18 protein-coding genes are annotated in these 21,574 nt (G+C 55.5%); 8 read left to right on the top strand and 10 right to left on the bottom strand.

The window, feature by feature from the left end; all coding sequences use genetic code 11:
* Positions 1–51 precede the first annotated feature (51 nt).
* The gene (gene mfd, locus AC4OVS_RS13885) at positions 52–3,498 is read right to left on the bottom strand and encodes a transcription-repair coupling factor (RefSeq protein WP_032624473.1); all 3,447 of its coding nucleotides are present in this window, start codon (positions 3,496–3,498) and stop codon (positions 52–54) included.
* A 145-nt stretch (positions 3,499–3,643) separates the two neighbouring features.
* Positions 3,644–4,717: an acyltransferase family protein gene (locus tag AC4OVS_RS13880; protein WP_022647756.1), complete on the bottom strand. Its 1,074-nt coding sequence runs from the start codon at positions 4,715–4,717 to the stop codon at positions 3,644–3,646.
* 256 nt (positions 4,718–4,973) lie between these two features.
* On the opposite strand from AC4OVS_RS13880, the gene lolC reads away from it, so the two are divergent.
* The 5 genes from lolC to cobB are packed head-to-tail and all read left to right on the top strand — an operon-like array spanning position 4,974 to position 9,913.
* A complete protein-coding gene (gene lolC / locus AC4OVS_RS13875; protein WP_017384712.1) occupies positions 4,974–6,173 on the top strand; it encodes a lipoprotein-releasing ABC transporter permease subunit LolC in 1,200 nt (399 codons plus the stop codon).
* The gene (gene lolD / locus AC4OVS_RS13870) at positions 6,166–6,867 is read left to right on the top strand and encodes a lipoprotein-releasing ABC transporter ATP-binding protein LolD (protein WP_032624471.1); all 702 of its coding nucleotides are present in this window, start codon (positions 6,166–6,168) and stop codon (positions 6,865–6,867) included. Before lolC ends, lolD begins: the two co-directional genes overlap by 8 nt.
* Positions 6,867–8,111, top strand: a complete 1,245-nt coding sequence (lolE, locus tag AC4OVS_RS13865) for a lipoprotein-releasing ABC transporter permease subunit LolE (RefSeq protein WP_022647758.1) — start codon at positions 6,867–6,869, stop codon at positions 8,109–8,111. The genes lolD and lolE overlap by 1 nt, the downstream gene beginning before the upstream one ends.
* Before the next feature lie 54 nt (positions 8,112–8,165).
* Positions 8,166–9,077: an N-acetylglucosamine kinase gene (nagK, locus tag AC4OVS_RS13860; protein ID WP_421767625.1), complete on the top strand. Its 912-nt coding sequence runs from the start codon at positions 8,166–8,168 to the stop codon at positions 9,075–9,077.
* 14 nt (positions 9,078–9,091) lie between these two features.
* Entirely contained in the window at positions 9,092–9,913 is an 822-nt protein-coding gene (gene cobB / locus AC4OVS_RS13855) for a Sir2 family NAD+-dependent deacetylase (protein WP_022647760.1), read from the top strand.
* Positions 9,914–9,947: 34 nt separating this feature from the next.
* Here the strand turns inward: cobB and potD are convergent, their stop codons facing one another.
* The 4 genes from potD to potA are packed head-to-tail and all read right to left on the bottom strand — an operon-like array spanning position 9,948 to position 13,756.
* Positions 9,948–10,982 (bottom strand): spermidine/putrescine ABC transporter substrate-binding protein PotD, encoded by a 1,035-nt coding sequence (gene potD / locus AC4OVS_RS13850; RefSeq protein ID WP_022647761.1) that lies wholly within the window; start codon positions 10,980–10,982, stop codon positions 9,948–9,950.
* Positions 10,979–11,770 carry a spermidine/putrescine ABC transporter permease PotC gene (potC, locus tag AC4OVS_RS13845; RefSeq protein ID WP_015570805.1) on the bottom strand — a complete coding sequence of 264 codons (792 nt, stop codon included), beginning with the start codon at positions 11,768–11,770 and terminating at the stop codon, positions 10,979–10,981. The genes potD and potC overlap by 4 nt, the downstream gene beginning before the upstream one ends.
* Positions 11,767–12,624: a spermidine/putrescine ABC transporter permease PotB gene (gene potB / locus AC4OVS_RS13840; protein WP_022647763.1), complete on the bottom strand. Its 858-nt coding sequence runs from the start codon at positions 12,622–12,624 to the stop codon at positions 11,767–11,769. Before potB ends, potC begins: the two co-directional genes overlap by 4 nt.
* Complete coding sequence (potA, locus tag AC4OVS_RS13835; RefSeq protein ID WP_276349927.1) at positions 12,608–13,756, bottom strand: spermidine/putrescine ABC transporter ATP-binding protein PotA; 1,149 nt, start codon at positions 13,754–13,756, stop codon at positions 12,608–12,610. The genes potB and potA overlap by 17 nt, the downstream gene beginning before the upstream one ends.
* A gap of 237 nt (positions 13,757–13,993) precedes the next feature.
* On the opposite strand from potA, the gene pepT reads away from it, so the two are divergent.
* Positions 13,994–15,217 (top strand): peptidase T, encoded by a 1,224-nt coding sequence (pepT, locus tag AC4OVS_RS13830; RefSeq protein WP_491922503.1) that lies wholly within the window; start codon positions 13,994–13,996, stop codon positions 15,215–15,217.
* Positions 15,218–15,317: 100 nt separating this feature from the next.
* Positions 15,318–15,809 (top strand): REP-associated tyrosine transposase, encoded by a 492-nt coding sequence (locus AC4OVS_RS13825; RefSeq protein WP_022647766.1) that lies wholly within the window; start codon positions 15,318–15,320, stop codon positions 15,807–15,809.
* Positions 15,810–15,901: 92 nt separating this feature from the next.
* Here the strand turns inward: AC4OVS_RS13825 and AC4OVS_RS13820 are convergent, their stop codons facing one another.
* From AC4OVS_RS13820 to phoP, 3 genes are all read right to left on the bottom strand, one after another.
* The gene (locus tag AC4OVS_RS13820; RefSeq protein WP_022647767.1) at positions 15,902–17,023 is read right to left on the bottom strand and encodes a ribosomal protein uL16 3-hydroxylase; all 1,122 of its coding nucleotides are present in this window, start codon (positions 17,021–17,023) and stop codon (positions 15,902–15,904) included.
* A 91-nt stretch (positions 17,024–17,114) separates the two neighbouring features.
* Complete coding sequence (gene phoQ, locus AC4OVS_RS13815; protein WP_022647768.1) at positions 17,115–18,578, bottom strand: two-component system sensor histidine kinase PhoQ; 1,464 nt, start codon at positions 18,576–18,578, stop codon at positions 17,115–17,117.
* Positions 18,579–19,250, bottom strand: coding sequence for a two-component system response regulator PhoP (gene phoP / locus AC4OVS_RS13810; RefSeq protein WP_026094318.1), 672 nt, complete (start codon positions 19,248–19,250; stop codon positions 18,579–18,581).
* 475 nt (positions 19,251–19,725) lie between these two features.
* Between phoP and AC4OVS_RS13805 the strand changes: the two genes are divergently transcribed.
* Entirely contained in the window at positions 19,726–20,118 is a 393-nt protein-coding gene (locus AC4OVS_RS13805; RefSeq protein WP_022647769.1) for a hypothetical protein, read from the top strand.
* An 84-nt stretch (positions 20,119–20,202) separates the two neighbouring features.
* Here the strand turns inward: AC4OVS_RS13805 and purB are convergent, their stop codons facing one another.
* A complete protein-coding gene (purB, locus tag AC4OVS_RS13800; RefSeq protein ID WP_491922502.1) occupies positions 20,203–21,573 on the bottom strand; it encodes an adenylosuccinate lyase in 1,371 nt (456 codons plus the stop codon).
* Position 21,574 lies beyond the last annotated feature (1 nt).

Below are 21,574 nucleotides of genomic sequence, written 5' to 3'. Positions count from 1 at the left end.
AAAGAGTTTGTAAATTGTCCCCCACCAGCCGGGCGCTGGCGGGGGAAACCGTTATGCGATGGCGTTCTCTTCCAACTGACGCATAAAGTTACGCACCCAGTCCATGCGGATTTTACGTTCCGTCAGATCCTGAGTAAATTTCAGACGCGTCGGGCCATCAAGACGGAAATGCTGCGGCTGTTTTTGCAGAAGGCCAATCAGCCACATCGGATCGACGTGGTTCTTCTCGGCAAACTCAATTACGCCGCCTTTCTCGTTGCCTTCAAGCTTACGAATGCCCAGCTTTTGCGCCTGCTGACGCAGGCGGGCAATATCCAGCAGGTTGCGCGCCGCATCGGGCAATATCCCAAAACGGTCAATCAGTTCGACTTTAATCTCTTCCAGCTCGCCTTCGCTTTTCGCGCTGGCAATGCGTTTGTAGAACGACAGACGGGTATTCACGTCAGGAATAAAATCATCCGGCAACAGGGAAGGCATGCGCAGTTCCACTTCGGTCTGCTGGCTGGTGAGATCTTCCAGAGACGGTTCACGTCCGGCTTTAAGCGCGTCGACGGCATTTTCCAGCAGCTCCATATACAGAGAGAAACCGATGGTTTCCATGGAGCCGCTCTGGTCTTCACCCAACAACTCACCGGCGCCGCGGATCTCCAGGTCGTGCGTCGCCAGCGCAAAACCAGCACCCAGATCTTCCAGCGAGGCGATAGCTTCCAGACGCTTTTGCGCGTCGGTGGTCATCGCCTTCGGATGCGGCGTCAGCAGCCACGCGTAGGCCTGATGGTGCGAACGCCCGACGCGCCCGCGCAGCTGATGCAGCTGGGCCAGGCCGAAGTGATCCGCGCGTTCGATGATGATGGTGTTCGCCGTCGGAATGTCGATCCCGGTCTCAATGATGGTGGTACATACCAGCACGTTGAAACGCTGATGGTGGAAGTCGTTCATCACCCGCTCCAGCTCGCGCTCGCGCATCTGGCCGTGACCAATGGCGATGCGCGCTTCCGGCACCAGCTCTGCCAGCCTGTCGGCGGCTTTCTGAATGTTTTCAACGTCGTTATACAGGTAATATACCTGGCCGCCGCGCAGCACTTCACGCAGGATCGCCTCGCGAACCACCAGATTGTCGTACTCGCGAACAAAGGTTTTCACCGCCAGACGGCGCGCCGGCGGGGTGGCAATAATCGACAGATCGCGCATGCCGCTCATCGCCATATTCAGGGTGCGCGGGATCGGCGTGGCGGTCAGGGTCAGAATGTCGACGTCGGCGCGCATCGCTTTGATGCGCTCTTTGTGGCGCACCCCAAAGCGGTGCTCTTCATCGACGATCAGCAGCCCCAGATCTTTCCACTTCACGTCGCTTTGCAGCAGCTTGTGGGTGCCGATCAGAATGTCAATTTTGCCTTCGCTTGCCTGTTCCAGGATTTGTGTCTGCTCTTTGGCGCTGCGGAAACGCGACAGCATCTCAATGCGTACCGGCCAGTTGGCGAAGCGGTCGCGGAAGTTGTCGAAGTGCTGCTGGGCGAGGAGGGTAGTCGGCACCAGCACCGCCACCTGCTTGTTGTTTTCCACCGCCAGGAAAGCGGCACGCATTGCTACCTCGGTTTTACCGAAGCCCACGTCGCCGCAGACTAAGCGATCCATTGCCAGCGGCTGGCACATGTCGCTCAGCACGGCATTTATGGCCTGAGCCTGATCCGGCGTAGTTTCAAACGGGAAGCTGTCGCAGAACAGCTGGTACTGCTCTTTATCATGCTTAAACGCATAACCCTCTTTGGCCGCACGCTGGGCGTAAATGTCCAGCAGCTCGGCGGCCACGTCGCGCACTTTTTCCGCCGCCTTCTGCCGCGCGCGTGACCAGGCGTCGCCGCCCAGCTTATGCAGCGGCGCGTTATCTTCCGCGCCACCGGCGTAGCGGCTGATAAGGTGCAGGGACGACACTGGCACGTACAGTTTGGCGTCGTTCGCGTAGGTCAGCATCAGGTATTCACCTTTGATGCCGCCTGCTTCGAGGGTGGTCATTCCCTGATAGCGACCCACACCGTGTTCCAGGTGAACGATCGGCTGACCGGGGTGCAGTTCGGCCAGGTTGCGGATCAGGGTGTCCGGGTTGATGGTGCGACGGCTGTCCTGACGACGGCGCGCCACGCGCTCGCCCAGCAGGTCGCTTTCACAAATCAAGGCCAGGTTATTGAGCGTATCAATAAATCCGTGCTCGGCGGAGCCGATCATCAGGTAACGACCATTTCCGGTCGCTTCGCTCAGGCGATGAATGCGCTTCGGCGCAACTTTGATCCGTCCTAGTAGTTCGCCCAGCGCTTCACGACGACCCTCACTCTCAACGGAGAACACCACTGGCCCGGTGAAGGAATCAAGAAACTTGCGCAGGTTATCGAGCGGGGATTTCTGCTGCGCCTGGACGGCCAGATCGGGCAGCGTCCGGAACGCGAGATTGGTGTTCGCCGCCTTATCGGCAAGCGAATCGGTTTTGAGCTGCATACGCGGCCAGCGTTTTAGCTCGGCGTTGAGCTCGTCGGTACGCAGCCACAACATTTCCGGCGGCAGCAGCGGACGCATCGGGTCAACGCCCCGGTTTTCAAAGCGGGCGCGCGTTTCGCTTTCAAAGCGGCTGGCGCTGGCGTCGATATCCCCGGTGTTAACAATCAGCGTATTGGCCGGGAAGTAGCTGAACAGCGCCGGCAGCGGTTCGTTAAAGAACAGGGGCTGCCAGTACTCGATCCCGGCCGGAAGGGTGCCTTTGCTGACCTGCTGGTAGATATGTTCGGCATCACGTTTCACGTCGAACCTGTCGCGCCACTGGCTGCGGAACAGTTCGATGGCGGTTTTATCCGTCGGGAACTCATGGGCGGGCAGCAGATTAATGGAGTCCACTTCCTCCAGCGTGCGCTGGGTGTCGGCATCGAACACGCGCAGGCTGTCGATCTCATCATCGAAGAAATCCAGACGATACGGCTGGTCGCTGCCCATCGGATAGAGATCCAGCAGCGCACCGCGCGTCGCGTATTCGCCGTGCTCCATCACCTGATCGACATGACGGTAACCGGCTCCGTCAAGCTGCACGCGCAGGGCATCGCGCGACAGGCGCTGGCCTTTTTTCATCACCAGCGCATGGCCGTGCAAATAGCTGTGCGGACAGACGCGCTGCATCAGGGTATTCACCGGCACAATCAGCACGCCGCGCTGCATGGTGGGGAGCTGATACAGCGTCGACAGGCGTGAGGAGATGATCTCCTGGTGCGGAGAGAAACTGTCGTAGGGAAGCGTTTCCCAGTCGGCCAGGCTGAATACCAGACTGTCGGTGAACTGACGAATTTCGTCGTGCAGGCGCAGGGCGTTTTGCATGTCCGGGGCAACCAGCACCACCGGCCCCGGATGGCGCTCGGCAATTTCCGCCACCAGCGTGGCGCAGGCCGCGCCTGTCAGTTCGCCCAGCTGGCGTTGGTCACCTGCTTTTACAGGCAAGGAAAAACGATAGTGTTCAGGCATGGCTATGTCAGGGTCTCTTGGGGATATACCAACAGTATTGGGGCATATCACTGATACGCAATGTCTTTATTATCCTCGATCGTTATGCATAAGCAAATCGTAACCGCACAAGAGGAAAAGTGCCCCCGGATGGGGGCAGGGTAGGTTAGCGGCTGGCGAGCTGTGGCGTAAGACGCGCGGGAGGGGAGAAGAAAAGGTCGCCAAAGAGGGCGGTCGAGAGCTTACGTGCGCCCAGTCCAACCAGCGTGCAGACGAGCAGGCTGACGAACGGATAGACCAGAATCAGCGTTAACTCCGCCCAGATCGGCCAGTACGCCGCATTCATTTCGCGAATCAGGAGCAGGCTAAACGCCTCAATTAAAATGCGGTGAGTGGTATAAATCGCGATGGTGTTTGAACCGATGACGTTCAGCAGATTATTGGGATGAACGGCATAACGCTGCTCGAAGCTGTAAAAGAGCTTCATGATGACCACGATCGACAGCAGTGAGAGCGGCAGAGGAACATTAGCGAACCACAGCACTACCGACACCGCGCCAGAGGCGATAAGTACCAGCCAGCTGCGGCGCAAATTCATCCCTTTCATCCACGTCATCAACTGCGCGCCGTACCATGCGCCGAGGCTGTAGTAGATCATGTTGCGCACCACGCTGTTCATTCCCCACCATGGTAAAGGCAGGAAGTTAATGGCGATGCTTGCCAGCGCCAGAAGCCCCAGCATCGGCAGTTTCCAGCGGCTCAGCAGTTTACAGAGCGTGAAGTAGACCACTAAGGCGTACAAGTACCACAGGCTGGTGCTGGCCGTGAGCATTCCCAGTACAAACCCTGAAACGGAATCGGCGTAGGCCGCATTGGATGCTGTCGCCAGTTCACGCTCGGGGGCGAGCCAGGCATTCAGATGGGTCAGCGCCTGCCATTGCAGGACGCCCCACAGGGCCAGCACCCAGACAATGCTCCAGATCCGCTTGTCGAGACTGGTGCGCCAGTTCACCTCGTCAATATATCGACGAATCAAATAGCCGGAGATGAAGAAAAACACCGGCATACGGAACGGGGCGAGGTAAAGATTAAAGTAGACCCAGCATTTGGCGAGCAGGCCCGATAACGGATGCTGTAGCCCGTCCAGGTGAGGATAAAAGGTGATCACCGAGTGGTAAATCACCACCAGGCAGATGCACAGCCCTTTTATCTGGTTAATCCATAATGCTTTTTGTTTCATTGTGCGTGACGACCTTGTTGCCATAAACGAAAGGTCGATTGTTGTAAAATGAAACCCCGATGTAACGGGTAACAGTCTGTATCAGGACGATTTTCGGAAAAGGTGGAGGCTGTATGGCGGAAGTTCAGTCAGTAGCATGATGATTTATCTGAATTTTTCGGAAAAATGATTACCGAATCTTACGGTTTCAGTCATTTACGCTTAGCGGATTCGCTTATATACTCGTGGGTCTGCTATCAGCAAACAGACGGATTTCATGTATCAACCTGTCGCACTCTTCATAGGCTTACGTTACATGCGTGGGCGCGCCGCGGACCGCTTCGGTCGCTTTGTCTCCTGGCTTTCGACTATTGGCATTACGCTTGGCGTGATGGCTCTGGTGACGGTGCTTTCCGTCATGAACGGCTTCGAGCGCGAGCTGCAAAACAATATCCTGGGGCTGATGCCGCAGGCCGTTCTCTCTTCCACTCAGGGCTCCGTTAACCCGCAACAGCTGCCGGAAAGCGCGGTGAAGTTACAGGGTGTCACGCGCGTTGCGCCCCTCACGACGGGCGATGTGGTGCTGCAAAGCGCCCGCAGCGTGGCGGTCGGGGTGATGCTGGGTATCGATCCGGCGCAAAAAGATCCGCTGACGCCGTTCCTGGTCAATGTGAAACAAACCGACCTGGAAGCGGGTAAATACAACGTCATCCTCGGTGAGCAGCTTGCCGGGCAGCTCGGGGTCAACCGTGGCGATCAACTGCGCGTGATGGTGCCCTCAGCCAGTCAGTTTACGCCGATGGGGCGTCTGCCAAGCCAGCGCCTGTTCAACGTGATTGGCACGTTTGCGGCGAACAGCGAAGTCGATGGTTACCAGATGCTGGTTAACATTCAGGACGCCTCGCGTCTGATGCGCTACCCGGCGGGAAATATCACCGGCTGGCGTCTGTGGCTTGATGCGCCGCTGAAGGTGGATACCCTTAGCCAGCAGACGCTACCGGAAGGAACGAAATGGCAGGACTGGCGCGACCGCAAAGGCGAACTGTTCCAGGCCGTGCGCATGGAGAAAAACATGATGGGGCTGCTGCTGAGCCTGATCGTGGCCGTTGCCGCGTTTAATATCATCACCTCGCTCGGGCTGATGGTGATGGAGAAGCAAGGCGAAGTCGCCATTCTGCAAACCCAGGGGCTGACGCCGCGCCAGATCATGGCGGTATTTATGGTCCAGGGCGCCAGCGCTGGCATCATCGGCGCGCTGCTCGGCGCGGCGCTGGGTGCGCTGCTCGCCAGCCAGCTCAACAATCTCATGCCGATTATCGGCGCGCTGCTTGATGGTGCGGCGCTGCCGGTGGCTATCGAGCCGCTCCAGGTGGTCGGTATTGCGCTGGCCGCGATGGCTATTGCGCTGCTCTCTACGCTTTATCCTTCCTGGCGGGCTGCCGCCACTCAACCCGCTGAGGCTTTACGTTATGAATAAGATCCTGTTGCAGTGCGACAACCTGTCCAAACGCTATCAGGAAGGCGCTGTGCAGACCGACGTGCTGCACAATGTCAGCTTTAGCGTGGGTGAAGGCGAGATGATGGCGATTGTTGGCAGCTCCGGCTCCGGCAAAAGTACGCTGCTGCACCTGCTGGGCGGGCTGGACACGCCAACCGAAGGCGATGTGATCTTTTCCGGGCAGCCGCTGAGTAAAATGTCGTCTACGGCGAAAGCCGAGCTGCGTAACCGTGAGCTGGGTTTTATCTATCAGTTCCACCACCTGCTGCCGGACTTTACGGCGCTGGAAAACGTGGCGATGCCGCTGCTGATTGGTAAAAAGAAACCCGCAGAAATCAATGCCCGCGCCAGCGACATGCTAAACGCGGTAGGGCTGGGTCATCGCGGGAATCATCGTCCGTCTGAGCTTTCCGGCGGCGAGCGTCAGCGTGTGGCCATCGCCCGTGCGCTGGTCAACAACCCGCGCCTGGTGCTGGCGGATGAGCCGACAGGTAACCTCGATGCGCGTAACGCAGACAGCATTTTCCAGCTTCTCGGCGAACTGAACGCCGCGCAGGGAACCGCGTTTCTGGTGGTCACGCACGATTTGCAGCTGGCTAAGCGGATGGGCCGTCAGCTGGAAATGCGCGACGGTCGTCTGAATGCAGAACTGACGCTGATGGGAGCGGAGTAATGGCTTCACCGTTATCGTTACTCATTGGGTTACGCTTTAGCCGCGGTCGTCGCCGGAGCGGGATGGTTTCCCTTATCTCCGTGATCTCCACCATCGGTATCGCCCTGGGCGTGGCGGTTCTAATCGTGGGCTTAAGCGCCATGAATGGCTTTGAGCGCGAACTGAATAACCGCATTCTGGCCGTTGTACCCCACGGTGAAATCGAGCCGGTTAACCAGCCGTGGTCCAGCTGGCGTGATGCCCTGAACAAAGTGGAAAAGGTACCCGGCATTGCGGCGGCTGCACCTTACATCAACTTTACCGGGCTGGTAGAGAGCGGGGTAAACCTGCGCGCCATTCAGGTGAAAGGGGTGAATCCACGTCAGGAGGAGCGTCTGAGCGCGCTGCCTCGCTATGTGCAAAATGGTGCATGGGCAAACTTTAAGGCTGGCGAACAGCAGATCATCATGGGCAAAGGCGTTGCCGATGCACTGAAGGTGAAGCAGGGCGACTGGGTCTCGATCATGATCCCGAACGCCAGCGCTGATCACAAATTGCAGCAGCCTAAGCGCGTGCGTCTGCACGTCACCGGTATTTTGCAGCTGAGCGGCCAGCTCGATCACAGCTTCGCGATGGTGCCGCTGGAAGATGCGCGCCAGTATCTGGATATGAGCGACAGCGTGACGGGCATTGCCATTAAGGTTAACGACGTTTTCAACGCCAATACACTGGTGCGTGACGCTGGCAGCGTGACCAATAACTATGTCTACATCAAAAGCTGGATCGGCACTTACGGGTATATGTACCGTGATATCCAGATGATCCGCGCGATTATGTATCTGGCGATGGTGCTGGTGATTGGCGTGGCGTGCTTTAATATCGTCTCTACGCTGGTCATGGCCGTTAAGGACAAGAGCGGCGACATTGCCGTGCTGCGTACCTTAGGGGCGAAAGACGGTCTTATTCGCGCCATCTTCGTCTGGTACGGTTTGCTGGCGGGGCTGTTTGGTAGCCTCTGCGGCGTGGTCATCGGCGTGGTGGTGTCTCTTCAGCTGACGCCGATTATCAACGGGATTGAGGCGCTTATCGGCCATCAATTCCTGTCAGGCGATATCTATTTTATTGACTTCCTGCCGTCTGAACTGCACTGGCTGGACGTCATTTATGTGCTGGTTACAGCACTTTTACTGAGTCTGCTGGCAAGCTGGTATCCGGCGCGTCGCGCAAGCCGAATTGATCCGGCGAGGGTATTAAGTGGCCAGTAATTTCGTCATGGTTTAGCGGTCTTTTGGCCGCTGAATCAAACAGAGGAATGCATCATGTATTACGGATTTGATATTGGCGGCACCAAGATTGCGCTCGGCGTGTTCGATAAAGACCTTAAGCTACAATGGGAAACCCGCGTGCCTACGCCGCGCGATAGCTACGATGAATTTTTAACCGCCATTGCCGCGCTGGTGGCGCAGGCGGATGAACGCTTTGGCGTCAAAGGCAGCGTCGGCATTGGTATACCGGGTATGCCCGAAACCGACGACGGCACGCTGTATGCCGCCAACGTTCCTGCTGCCAGCGGCAAACCGCTGCGTGCCGATCTTTCTGCTCTCCTTGAGCGCGACGTGCGCTTAGACAACGATGCCAACTGTTTTGCTCTCTCAGAGGCCTGGGACGACGAGTTTCGTCGCTATCCGTTGGTGATGGGGCTGATCCTCGGAACGGGCGTCGGTGGCGGGATTGTCATTAACGGTAAGCCCATTACCGGGCGCAGCTACATTACCGGAGAATTTGGTCATATCCGTCTGCCGGTGGATGCGCTGGACGTCGTTGGTCGTGATTTCCCGCTTACCCGCTGCGGCTGTGGTCAGCACGGCTGCATTGAGAGTTACCTTTCAGGGCGCGGGTTTGCATGGCTTTATGAACACTTCTATCATCAGAAACTTGAGGCCCCTCAAATCATTACGCTGTGGGAGCAAAGAGACGCGCAGGCGCGTGAGCACGTTGAGCGCTATCTTGATTTGCTGGCGGTGTGTCTGGGGAATATCCTGACCATCGTCGACCCGGATCTGCTGGTGATCGGGGGAGGGCTGTCAAATTTCACTGCGATTACGGAACAGCTGTCCGGGCGTTTGCCCCGACATTTATTGCCGGTCGCCCGCGTGCCGCGCATTGAGCGTGCGCGACACGGGGACGCAGGAGGCATGCGCGGAGCCGCATTCCTTCATCTCACCGATTAGTTTACGAGGTTACTATGCTGTCGCGTCGCCAGGGTCGACTCAGCCGTTTTCGCAAAAATAAACGCCGCTTACGTGAACGCCTGCGTCAGCGGATCTTTTTCAGAGACAGGATGATGCCAGAAGCGATGGATAAACCCAGAGTGGTGGTGTTGACCGGGGCGGGGATCTCCGCCGAATCCGGTATTCAGACCTTCCGCGCGGCGGACGGGCTGTGGGAAGAACACCGAGTAGAAGATGTGGCGACGCCGGAAGGTTTCGCCCGCGATCCGGCGCTGGTTCAGGCGTTTTACAACGCCCGTCGTCGCCAGCTTCAGCAGCCGGAGATTGCGCCAAACGCGGCGCACCTGGCGCTGGCAAAGCTGGAGGAGGCGCTGGGGGATCGTTTTCTGCTGGTGACGCAAAACATCGACAATCTTCATGAAAGAGCCGGAAACCACAACATCATTCACATGCACGGCGAACTGCTCAAGGTGCGGTGTGCATGGAGTGGGCAGGTGCTGGAGTGGAAAGAGGACGTGCTGGACGAAGACCGTTGCCACTGCTGTCAGTTCCCTTCGCGTCTGCGTCCCCATGTGGTCTGGTTTGGCGAAATGCCGCTGGGAATGGATGAGATCTACAGCGCCCTGGCCATGGCGGACGTCTTTATCGCCATTGGTACCTCAGGACATGTCTATCCGGCGGCGGGGTTTGTTCACGAAGCGCGACTGCAAGGTGCCCATACGGTGGAGCTTAATCTGGAGCCAAGCCAGGTCGGGAGTGAGTTTGAAGAGAAGCATTACGGTCTGGCCAGCGAGGTGGTGCCAGCCTTTGTGGATAAACTCCTGAAGGGGCTGTAAGGGTAACGGGCGACCTTGCGTCGCCCGTTGTGCATTAACGGCCTGCTTTTAGCTTCTGATAATACTCTTCATACAGGCGGCTCGCGTCACCGACGTCGTTCTGCCATTCCCCTTTGCTGATGGTTTCAGCGTCCGGATAAAGCGATTTATCATTCGCCACTTCAGGACTTAACAGCTTCCGCGCGGCCAGGTTTGGTGTCGGGTAACCAATAGTTTCCGCCACCTGTTTTGCCACATCCGGGCGCAGCAGGAAGTTAATCAGCTTCAGGGCGCCATCGACGTTTTTCGCATTAGCCGGGATCGCGAGGCTGTCCATCCAGAAGATGCCGCCCTCTTTCGGCCAGACCACCTCCAGCGGCGTACCGGCCTGACGCGCCACAAACGCAGAGCCGTTCCAGACCATCCCCAGATTCACTTCACCTTCCATATACGGGTTAGCCGGGTTATCCGAGTTGAACGCCGCCACGTTTGGCATCAGCTTTTTCAGTTCGTTATACGCCGCTTCGATCTCTTTCGGATCGGTGGTGTTGCCGGAGTAGCCGAGTTTACGCAGCGCAATCTGGAACACTTCGCGCGCATCATCGGTTAACAGCAGGCTGCTTTTGTATTCCGGCTTCCACAGGTCAGCCCAGGATGAAACCGTTTTTGGATCAACGGCATCGCTGTTAACGCCAATTGCCGTCGCGCCCCAGATGTACGGAATGGAATAATCGTTGTTCGGGTCGAATGGCTTGTTTAGCATCTCAGGATCGAGGTTTGAAAAATTGGTTAGCTTCGTTTTATCGATCTTCTGGATCATGCCTTCTTTGCGCATCTTGTCGACGAAATAGGTCGACGGCACCACCAGGTCATACGCGCCATCTTTATAGGTTTTGAGCTTGGCGTACATGGTTTCATTCGACTCGTAGGTCGAATAGATCACCTTGATGCCCGTCTCTTTGGTGAACTGCTCCAGCAGGCCCGGCGGCACATACTCGGTCCAGTTGTAGAAATAGAGCGTTTTGCTGTCATCAGCATGCGCGGCACCCATTCCGAGCACCAGTGCCGCAGCGGCAAGCATTTTTTTCATTTCTGTGTCCCCTGAGATTTTGTTTTATCACGAGCAATAACCTGGCTGGCAATCACCAGAACCAGCGATAACACCAACAGAATAGTCGCCAGCGCGTTCACTTCGGGTGAAACACCGACTTTCACCATTGAGTAGATCTTCAACGGCAGAATTTCGTAGCTCGGCCCGGTGACGAAGGAGGACACGACCACGTCGTCCATCGACAGGGTAAAACTGAGCAGCCATCCGGCTGCCACGGCAGGCATCGCCAGCGGCAGGATGATTTTGCGCAGAATGGTCATCTCGCTGGCTCCCAGATCCTTCGCCGCTTCCAGCATGCGTACGTCGAATCCTTTCAGTCGCGCGTAGACGGTTACCACCACAAACGGCAGGCAGAAGGTGATATGCGAAAACAGCAGCGACCAGAAACCGAGCTGGACACCCAGCAGCATAAACAGCACCAGCAGTGAAATGGCCATCACGATGTCCGGGGACATCATCACCACAAACAGCATACCGCTGACGAACGGCTTACCGCGAAAACGGTAGCGGTACAGCGCCACGGCGGTCAGCGAGCCAATCAGCGTCGCGAAGGTGGCAGAGAATACCGCCATCGTCAGCGAGTGCTGAGCGGCCTGTAGCAGGCTGTCATTGTTCATCAGCAGGCCATACCATTTGGTGGTAAACCCTTGCCAGTTGATCCCGAAGCGTGAACTGTTAAAGGAGTTCACGATCAAAATGATTATCGGAATATAAAGATACGCATAAATGGCGGTCATAAAACCGCCGCGAAGCAGTCGACCGATCATTCCAGCTCCACCTTCTTATTCAGCAGGCGTGAGGCACGCCAGTAAACCAGCAGCATCAGCCCCATTACCACCGTCAGCGTAATGCTGGTGGCCGAGCCGAACGGCCAGTCGCGGATGTTCAGGAACTGGCTCTTGATCACGTTGCCGATCAGCAGGTTTTTCGCCCCGCCCATCAGGTCCGACACGTAGAACAGGCCCATCGCAGGCAACATGACCAGCAGACATCCGGCAATAATGCCCGGCATGGTCAGCGGGATAATGATGCGGATAAAGGTTTGCAGCTTGCTGGCCCCCAGGTCTCTCGCGGCTTCCAGAAGTGGTTTATCAAGCTTTTCAATGCTTGAGTAAAGCGGCATCACCATAAACGGCAGCAGGATATAGACCAGGCCGACGATCACCGCGCTCGGAGTGAACATAATGCGGATCGGCGTATCAATAACCCCAAGCCACAGCAAAAACTCGTTTAGATATCCTTTGGTGCTGAGGAAGATTTTCAGCCCGTAGATGCGGATTAACGAGTTGGTCCAGAATGGCACAATCAGTAAAAACAGCAGCAGCGGACGCACTTTTTGCGGCAGGCGAGCCAGGAACCACGCGAACGGATACCCCAGCACCAGACAGGCAACGGTTGCAATCAGCGCCATATTGAGCGAGTGCAGCAGCACGTCAAAGTAGAGCGGATCGAGCAGGCGTGCGTAGTTGTCCAGCGTAAAGACCATCGCGACGAAGTTCGCGTCGTCGCGGGTCAGGAAGCTGGTTACGATGATCATCAGGTTGGGAAGAAAGACAAACAACACAAGCCAACCGACGATCGTGGCAATCACCACATTCTGGAACTTACTTGTGTTCTTCATCAGCCAGTACAACCTCCCAGCTTTCTACCCAGTTGATGACCATCTTCTGATCCAGCGAGTGGTCGAAGTCCGGATCGTCCTCGTTGAAGAACTCACTAACCATCACCATTTTGCCGTTTTCCAGTTCCACAACGGATTCGAGGGTCATCCCTTTGTAGTTGCGTTCGCGAACGTAACCGATCAGACCTTCGGCGTCAGCCGTGTCGTGGATCTCATCGACGCGAAGATCTTCCGGGCGCAGCAGAACGTTGAGCCTTTGACCCTTTTCCACGGCAAAGTTCACCGTGATGTTGCATTCGCGGCCTTCCACGTTGGCGCGCACGCGCTGCTCGTCCAGACGCTCAATCACCGTGGCGTTGAAAATATTGATTTCGCCAATGAAGCTGGCGACGAACAGGTTTTTCGGCTCCTCGTAAATTTCACGCGGTGTGCCGTCCTGCTCAATCTTGCCCTCACGCATCACCACGATACGGTCTGACATAGTCAGGGCTTCTTCCTGATCGTGAGTGACAAACACGAACGTGATGCCGAGCTTACGCTGAAGCGCTTTCAGCTCGTTCTGCATCTGCTTGCGCAGCTTGTAGTCCAGCGCGGAGAGGGATTCATCCAGCAGGAGCAGGCGTGGTTTGTTGACCACGGCGCGGGCAATGGCCACACGCTGCTGCTGACCACCAGAAAGTTGATGCGGCTTGCGCTGGGCGAATGCCTCCAGCTGCACCATGCGCAGGGCTTCGGTAACGCGCGGCGGGATCTCGCTGGCGGGTGTTTTTTGCATCCGCAGGCCAAACGCCACGTTCTCAAACACGGTCATGTGCGGGAACAGGGCATAGCTCTGAAAGACGGTATTGACGTGGCGATCTTCGGCAGGGACCTGGGTAATGTCCTGGTTCTCAAGATGGATATGGCCGTTATCGACGCTTTCCAGCCCGGCAATAAGGCGCAGGACGGTGGTTTTGCCGCAGCCGGAGGGGCCAAGCAGCGTGAGAAACTCACCGTCATTGATGGTCAGATTAAGATCGGAAATGACATCTTTGCCATCGAAACTTTTATGAATTCGTTCCAGTTGCACCAGCGGTGAAAGGGAACGGGGTTGTGTATTCAATTTTCGCGCTGTCCCATATAGACGCCTCAGGCAGCAGACTGAAGCGGGGTTTGTGTGTAACCACCTTGGTGACTCGTAATGAGGGCGGACATTCTACGGCAAACCCATTGAATCGCCAATCCTTCTCACTTATTCATAAGCTACATTTATTAACGCAGAACGATATAAACGTAAAAAGTTCTCGTTTGCGGGATAAAAGTGACCTGACGCAATATTTGCGTTTTGCTGCTTAATGATAATGTTGTCACAAAAAGTGAGGGTGACTGCATGGATAAACTACTTGAGCGTTTCTTACATTACGTTTCGCTGGATACCCAATCTAAGCCGGGGGTCCGACAGGTGCCAAGCACCGAAGGCCAGTGGAAGCTGCTAAATCTGCTGAAAGAGCAGCTGGAGGCCATGGGGCTGGTTGATGTCACGCTCAGTGAAAAAGGGACCGTGATCGGAACGCTGCCGGCCAACGTTGAGGGAGATATCCCGGCGATTGGCTTTATTTCTCATGTCGATACCTCACCTGATTTTAGCGGTAAACACGTTAATCCGCAGATTGTTGAAAACTACCGCGGCGGAGATATTGCGCTGGGCATTGGCGACGAAGTGCTGTCGCCGGTGATGTTCCCGGTACTGCATCAGCTGCTGGGGCAGACGTTAATCACCACCGACGGCAAAACCTTGCTGGGGGCCGATGACAAAGCGGGTATCGCCGAGATCATGACGGCGCTGGCGGTGCTGAAGGGCAAAAATATCCCGCATGGCGATATTCGCGTGGCCTTCACGCCGGATGAAGAGGTAGGAAAAGGCGCGAAACATTTTGACGTTGAGGCGTTTAACGCTCAGTGGGCCTACACCGTCGACGGTGGCGGCGTGGGTGAACTTGAGTATGAAAACTTTAACGCGGCATCGGTGACGATCAAAATCGTCGGGAATAACGTGCACCCGGGCTCTGCGAAAGGGGTGATGGTGAATGCGCTGTCGCTGGCTGCGCGTATTCATGCGGAAGTTCCTGCCGAAGAGAGCCCGGAGATGACGGAAGGGTATGAGGGTTTTTATCATCTGACCAGCATCAAGGGGAACGTGGACAGCGCGCAGATGCACTATATCGTCCGCGATTTTGACCGCAAAGCCTTTGAAGCGCGCAAGCGTAAGATGATGGAGATCGCGAAAAAGGTCGGCAAGGGGCTGCACCCGGATTGCTATATTGAGCTCATCATCGAAGACAGCTATTACAATATGCGCGAGAAGGTGATGGAGCATCCGCACATTCTTGATATCGCCCAGCAGGCGATGCGCGATTGTGATATCGAGCCGGTGATGAAACCGATCCGTGGTGGAACCGATGGTTCGCAGCTGTCATTTATGGGCCTGCCGTGCCCGAACCTGTTTACCGGTGGATATAACTACCACGGCAAGCATGAGTTCGTGACGCTGGAAGGGATGGAAAAAGCGGTGCAGGTGATTGTGCGGATAGCAGAGTTAACCGCGAAGCGGTAAGAAAAAGCCCGGTGGCGCTGCGCTTACCGGGCCTACAGTAAAGGCTTTTGTAGGCCGGGTAAGGCGTAGCCGCCACCCGGCACATGAACAGGTAGTTCAAATGTCAAACTACCGCCGCCACTACATCCCCGGTGGGACCTGGTTTTTCACCGTCAATCTGCAAAACCGCCAGAGCGATTTACTTACCCGCCACATCGACAGCCTGCGTTCCGCTACCGCCACGGTTAAGCATGCGAAGCCCTTCACCATTAACGCCTGGGTTATCCTGCCTGAACATATGCACTGTATCTGGACCTTACCGGAAGGGGACAGTGACTTTTCAGCGCGCTGGCGCGACATCAAAAAAATGTTTAGCCGCAACATTGAGATGCGCCACGTCTGGCAGCCGCGTTTCTGGGAACACACTATTCGCAATGAACAGGATTACCGGCGGCATATGGATTACGTCTACATCAATCCGCTGAAGCATGGCTATGTCGGGAAAGTCGTCGACTGGCCCTATTCAACGTTTCATCGGGACGTGCGGGAGGGGTTATATCCGGCAGACTGGGCGGGTGAGATTGAGGATTTTGCGGCGGGGGAGCGGAAGTAAAAAAAGCCCGGTGGCGCATCGCTTACCGGGCCTACGGGAACGGCTTTTGTAGGCCGGGTAAGGCGTAGCCGCCACCCGACAAACATCATGACTCAGTCCTCAAAAAACCAGTACCCGCTGTTCACCAGCGCGGCCAGCATGGCGAGGAAGGAGGGATCGTCCAGCGCGTCGCCAAAGGTATCCGCAGACAGCACCATATGGCTGGCAATCGCTTCCAGTGCCGGACGGTGTGGAGAGTCCAGGCGCTCGCCGTTGACGAATACCTCTTCGCCAATGCGTAGTACGCGTAATCCGCCCAGACGAACCAGCTTATCGCCCTGCTGGAGGGCATCATAAATTTCATCTGCCTGATACGGCGGCTCTGGCGGTGCGACGTCCAGTTCGTGACGCGACTGGCTGATAAACTCGCCAAACCACTGTCTGAAGTGCTCCGGTTCGTTGATCAGATCCAGCATCATACCGCGCAGCTTATCCAGCTCCTCTGGCAGAATATCGGCCGGGTGCTCACGCGCCGGAACATCCGGATCGCTGTAACGATGGCTGCCCAGCTCGCGCTGTAAAACATAGTCAGCGAATCCGCTGATCATCTCGCGGCCGCTTGGCGCGCGGAAACCAACCGAATAGTTTAGCGAGTTTTCAAGGGAATAACCTTCATGCGGGAAGCCTGGCGGGATATACAGAATGTCGCCTGGCTCCAGCTCTTCATCAATGATCCCTTCAAACGGATCAACCTGAAGCAGATCCGGGTGCGGGCAGTGCTGCTTCATTGGCACTTTTTCGCCCACTCGCCAGCGACGGCGACCGGTTCCCTGAATGATAAACACGTCGTACTGATCAAGATGCGGACCCACGCCGCCACCGGGAACAGAGAAGGAGATCATCAGATCGTCCATTCGCCAGTCTGGGAGGGCGCGGAAGGGACGCATCAAGGCTGCGGTGGGTTCGTGCCAGTTGTTGACCGCCTGCACCAGTAAAGACCAGTTGCTTTCGCCCAGGTGATCGTAGCTTTCAAAGGGACCGTGGCTGACCTGCCATTTCCCGTCCTGATGGCTCACCAGACGGCTGTCTACCTCGTTTTCCATCGCCAGACCAGCGAGTTCGTCAGGAGAAATAGGGTCGATAAAATTGCTGATCCCGCGTTTAAGAACGACCGGGCGTTTTTGCCAGTAACGTTCAATAAATTCGGGCCAGTTAAGCGTTAATTGATAATCCATATTTTTGTATTCCGCAGGCTCTTACTGAGACGGATTATAACGGAAGCACCGACCCCTGGCTGCGAGATCCGCGTATTTTTCACATTTCGGGTTAACTATCGTTCAATACGGGCTGTTGGCGGCCAAAAATGACTTCCATACGGGCACCGCCCAGCAGACTTTCGCCGGTTTCAATCTTGCCCTCGTACTGATCGACAATTTCCCGGGCGACGGATAATCCGACACCCTGGCCCGGGCGCAGCGTATCGGCGCGCTGACCGCGATCGAATACCACTTCGCGTTTATTATGGGGAATGCCAGGACCATCATCCTCAACGATAATATGCAGTTCGTTATCCGTTACGCGCGCGGACACCTCGACAAACTCCAGACAATATTTGCAGGCGTTATCGAGCAGATTTCCCATCACTTCCATAAAGTCATTCTTCTCGCCAACAAAGCTTATTTCCGGTGAGATATCCAGACTGATGTTTACCCCTTTACGCTGGTAAACCTTGTTCAGCGCAGAGGTGAGGTTATCCAGCAGCGGGGCTACCGGGTGCAGTTCACGGCTCAATAAGGCGCTTCCGGAACGCATGCTCGCGCGGTGCAGGTAATAACCAATCTGCTGTGAAATACGGCTGATTTGCTCCAGCATTACCGGCTCGGCGTCATCCACGCTCATTTTCGAACTGCGCATTGAACGCAGTGTACTTTGCATCACTGCCAGCGGGGTTTTCAGGCTGTGCGTAAGATCGGTGAGCGTCGTGCGATACTTGTCGTAACGTTCACGTTCGCTTTTCAGCAGGCGGTTGAGGTTGCGCACCAGGCTGGTCAGTTCGCGCGTAGTTTCCGGGTTAAGCTTCTCGCGGTGATGTTCCTCCAGCTCGCGCACCTCTTTGGCAAGGGATTCAATCGGGCGGAGGCTCCACCACGCAGCAACCCACAGGAGAGGGATCACCAGCAGCAGGTTGGCAGCCAGAACGTACACGAACCAGTTCCAGACCATATACGAACGTTTTAGCTCAACCGGTATGGTATCGATCACTACAATGGTCAGCTGCGGCATGTTCAGAGTGGCGGGATACAGGTTGATGGCCACCGAGTGGGTCATCTCCGTGTCGTCATCTTCAGCGCGGATCTCATTGAGCTTGTTCTGTAACGCCCGATCGTCACGCAGCAGGATGCTGGTAGAGTTGAGGTCGGCTTCTATTTCGTGAAAACCATTGGTTTTAAGCCATTCCGGACGGATGCGCTTTTTCAGCCAGGGGACGTCGCGCTGCGCCCACAGCAATTTTCCTTTTTCATCGTAAATAAGTGCCAGCGTTGGGCTCTGCTGGTTCAGGTTTTCCGGCATCTCGACGGTGATTTGGTTGTTCTCCCATTTCGCCAGGGTATAGAACAGATTACTTTCGCCGCGAAGCAGGCGGAAGGTGGTTTTATCGAAGCTTACGCTGTACCCGACCAACGCCACCATTCCGTAAGAGAGGGACAGCACGAGCACGACGGCGGCGGTTGCCAGCAGAAAGCGAACCCGCAGTGAAAGGGGTAAAATGTGGCGCAAAATCCCTTTCATTTAGCGTAATTCGAACAGGTAGCCCTGACCACGCACGGTGGTAATCACGTCGTGCGGGTACTGTGCCTGAATTTTTTTGCGCAGGCGGCCCATCAGCACGTCAATGGTGTGGCTTTCGCGCAGTTCGGCATCCGGATAAAGCTGAAGCATCAGGGAATCTTTGCTCACCACTTTACCGTTGTTACGGATCAGCGTTTCCATGATGGTGTATTCGAATGCGGTCAGCTTGATTACTTCATCATTTATTGAAAATTCGCGGCGGGAGAGATCCACCTGGAACGGCGGCAGAGAGATCACCTGTGACGCCAGCCCGCTGTTGCGGCGCAGCAGCGCCTGCATACGCGCGGCGACTTCTTCAATATGGAAGGGTTTGGTCACGTAGTCATCTGCGCCTGCGCTCAACACTTCAACCTTGTCCTGCCAGCCTTCGCGAGCAGTCAGCACCAGTACCGGCAGGGAAACGTCATGGCTACGCCAGCGGCGGATAAGAGATAATCCGTCTTCATCCGGCAGCCCTAAATCGACAATGGCGATGTCCGGCAGGTGTTCATTGAGATAATAATCGGCCTCTTTTGCGTCTTCAGCATCGTCCACCTGATGACCCATCTCCTGAAGTTGAACTTTCAGGTGATGACGTAGCAATGCGTTATCCTCAACAACCAGTACGCGCATCATCATTTCTCCCTTTATAAATGGTATGAATAGTTTAACGCTGATTATCCAGGTTGACACCAGCGTTATGAAATTAAATGATTTTTTTCATGCTTCCGAAGACAGGTGGTAATACCCCAGGCATCTGATTATTAAGTATGTTGACCTGATCCTGTTTCATATCGCCCACCCACCTCACATAAGCCTCATACGCCCCCAGAAGGCGCGGGTAATATAAACTGACTTGTTTTCGCACGCTTCCGCAATCCGGATAAAACATCCATCCGTTTATGAACGGTTGAAGGCGAGTCGCTTTTTTGACAGAACGGGCACGCCAGTTTTGTAAAGATTGCCTTTTTTTTTGTAAGGATGTTCTCACTATGTCTGTCTTTGTCTACGCTTATTTTATGGTGCGAAATTAGATTTGCATAAGATGTGCCAGAAAATCAGCATTTTTACACAACAAAACAGCAATATAGCGAGTAAAGAGGATTCTATGGAATGGAAGGTTGTTGAGACTATTGCGAGCCCGGAAAGTGGAACCATCTTTTGCAAAGTTGAAACACAATATGGCCTGAATTATATCCTTTGGCTAAAAGGGGATTATTACGTTCGTGCCGGTGAAATCATCACCACCTCAAACCAGGGTATCCTGATTAACGATCGGCGGCGTAGGGTATGGATAGCGCAGGCAATGCCCTATACATCAATAGGCTGGATGGGGTTCAAACAGAAAAACGCGTGTCCAGGTAACCGGCAGGAGATGGATCGTCCATGCACGGTTGAGACCCCGTGCCAGTTCAGGCTATGCCCGTTCGGCTTAAAACGATATATTCCGGAAAGTTATTCCACGGCGAAAAATAACAACCAGCCTGACAACAGGTTGTAATCCCGGCAGAGCCTGTAACGGGGTGTGAACGTCGACACGATGATGAAAAGCAGCCCCCTTTCCGGGTGGAAAGGGGGAGGGTGATTACTTCAGCTCGTCAACCATAGTAATGGCGCGGCCAATATAGTTTGCCGGGGTCATCTCTTTCAGGCGCGCTTTTTCTTCTTCGGGCAGCGCCAGACCATCGATAAACTGTTTCATACCCTCAGCATCAACGCGTTTACCGCGGGTCAGCTCTTTGAGTTTCTCGTACGGTTTTTCGATGCCATAACGACGCATCACCGTCTGAATCGGCTCCGCCAGCACTTCCCAGTTGTGATCCAGCTCGTCCAGCAGACGGTCGCGGTTCACCTCCAGCTTGCTCACACCCTTCAGGGTGGACTGGTAGGCGATCAGCGCGTAGCCAATACCCACGCCCAGGTTACGCAGCACCGTGGAGTCAGTCAGGTCGCGCTGCCAGCGGGAGACCGGCAGCTTACTCGCCATATGCTGCAACACGGCATTCGCCAGGCCCAGGTTACCTTCGGAGTTTTCGAAGTCGATTGGGTTCACTTTGTGCGGCATGGTGGACGAACCGATTTCCCCGGCGATGGTCTTCTGCTTGAAGTGGTTCAGGGCGATGTAGCCCCAGACGTCACGATCGAAGTCGATCAGGATGGTGTTGAAGCGCGCAATGCAGTCAAACAGCTCAGCGATGTAGTCGTGCGGCTCAATCTGGGTGGTGTACGGGTTCCACTGGATCCCCAGAGACGTCACGAACTCTTCACTGAACTGGTGCCAGTCCACTTCCGGGTACGCCGCGATGTGGGCGTTGTAGTTACCCACCGCGCCGTTGATTTTGCCGAGGATCTCAACCTGCTCCAGCTGACGATACTGGCGTTCCATGCGGTACGCCACGTTCGCCATCTCTTTACCCATGGTGGATGGGGTTGCTGGCTGGCCATGAGTACGGGACAACAGCGGAATATCGCGGTACTCCACGGACAGCGCTTTCACCGCATCGATGATTTTACGCCAGTAAGGGAGTACCACCTCTTTGCGTGCGGTAGAGAGCATCAGCGCGTGAGACAGGTTGTTAATATCTTCAGAGGTACAGGCGAAGTGAATAAATTCAGATACCGCGAGCAGGGCAGGGACGCTTGCCACTTTCTCTTTCAGGAAGTATTCAACCGCTTTCACGTCGTGGTTGGTGGTGCGTTCGATGGTTTTAATACGCGCGGCATCTTCTTCGCTGAACTCAGCAACGATTTTATCAAGGTAATCGTTTGCCTTTACGTCAAAAGCAGGAACTTCCTTGATTGCTGTCTGGGCGGCCAGCTTTTGCAGCCAGCGCACTTCAACCTGAACACGGAACTTCAGCAGGCCATATTCGCTGAAGATCCCGCGCAGCGCGCTGACTTTATCGCCGTAGCGTCCATCGACAGGGGATACGGCGGTCAGTGAGGATAATTCCATA

Source organism: Enterobacter sp. 4974935, assembly GCF_058661735.1.
The sequence above is the reverse complement of the archived record's forward strand: the minus strand, read 5'-3'. Positions and strand labels throughout refer to the sequence as shown.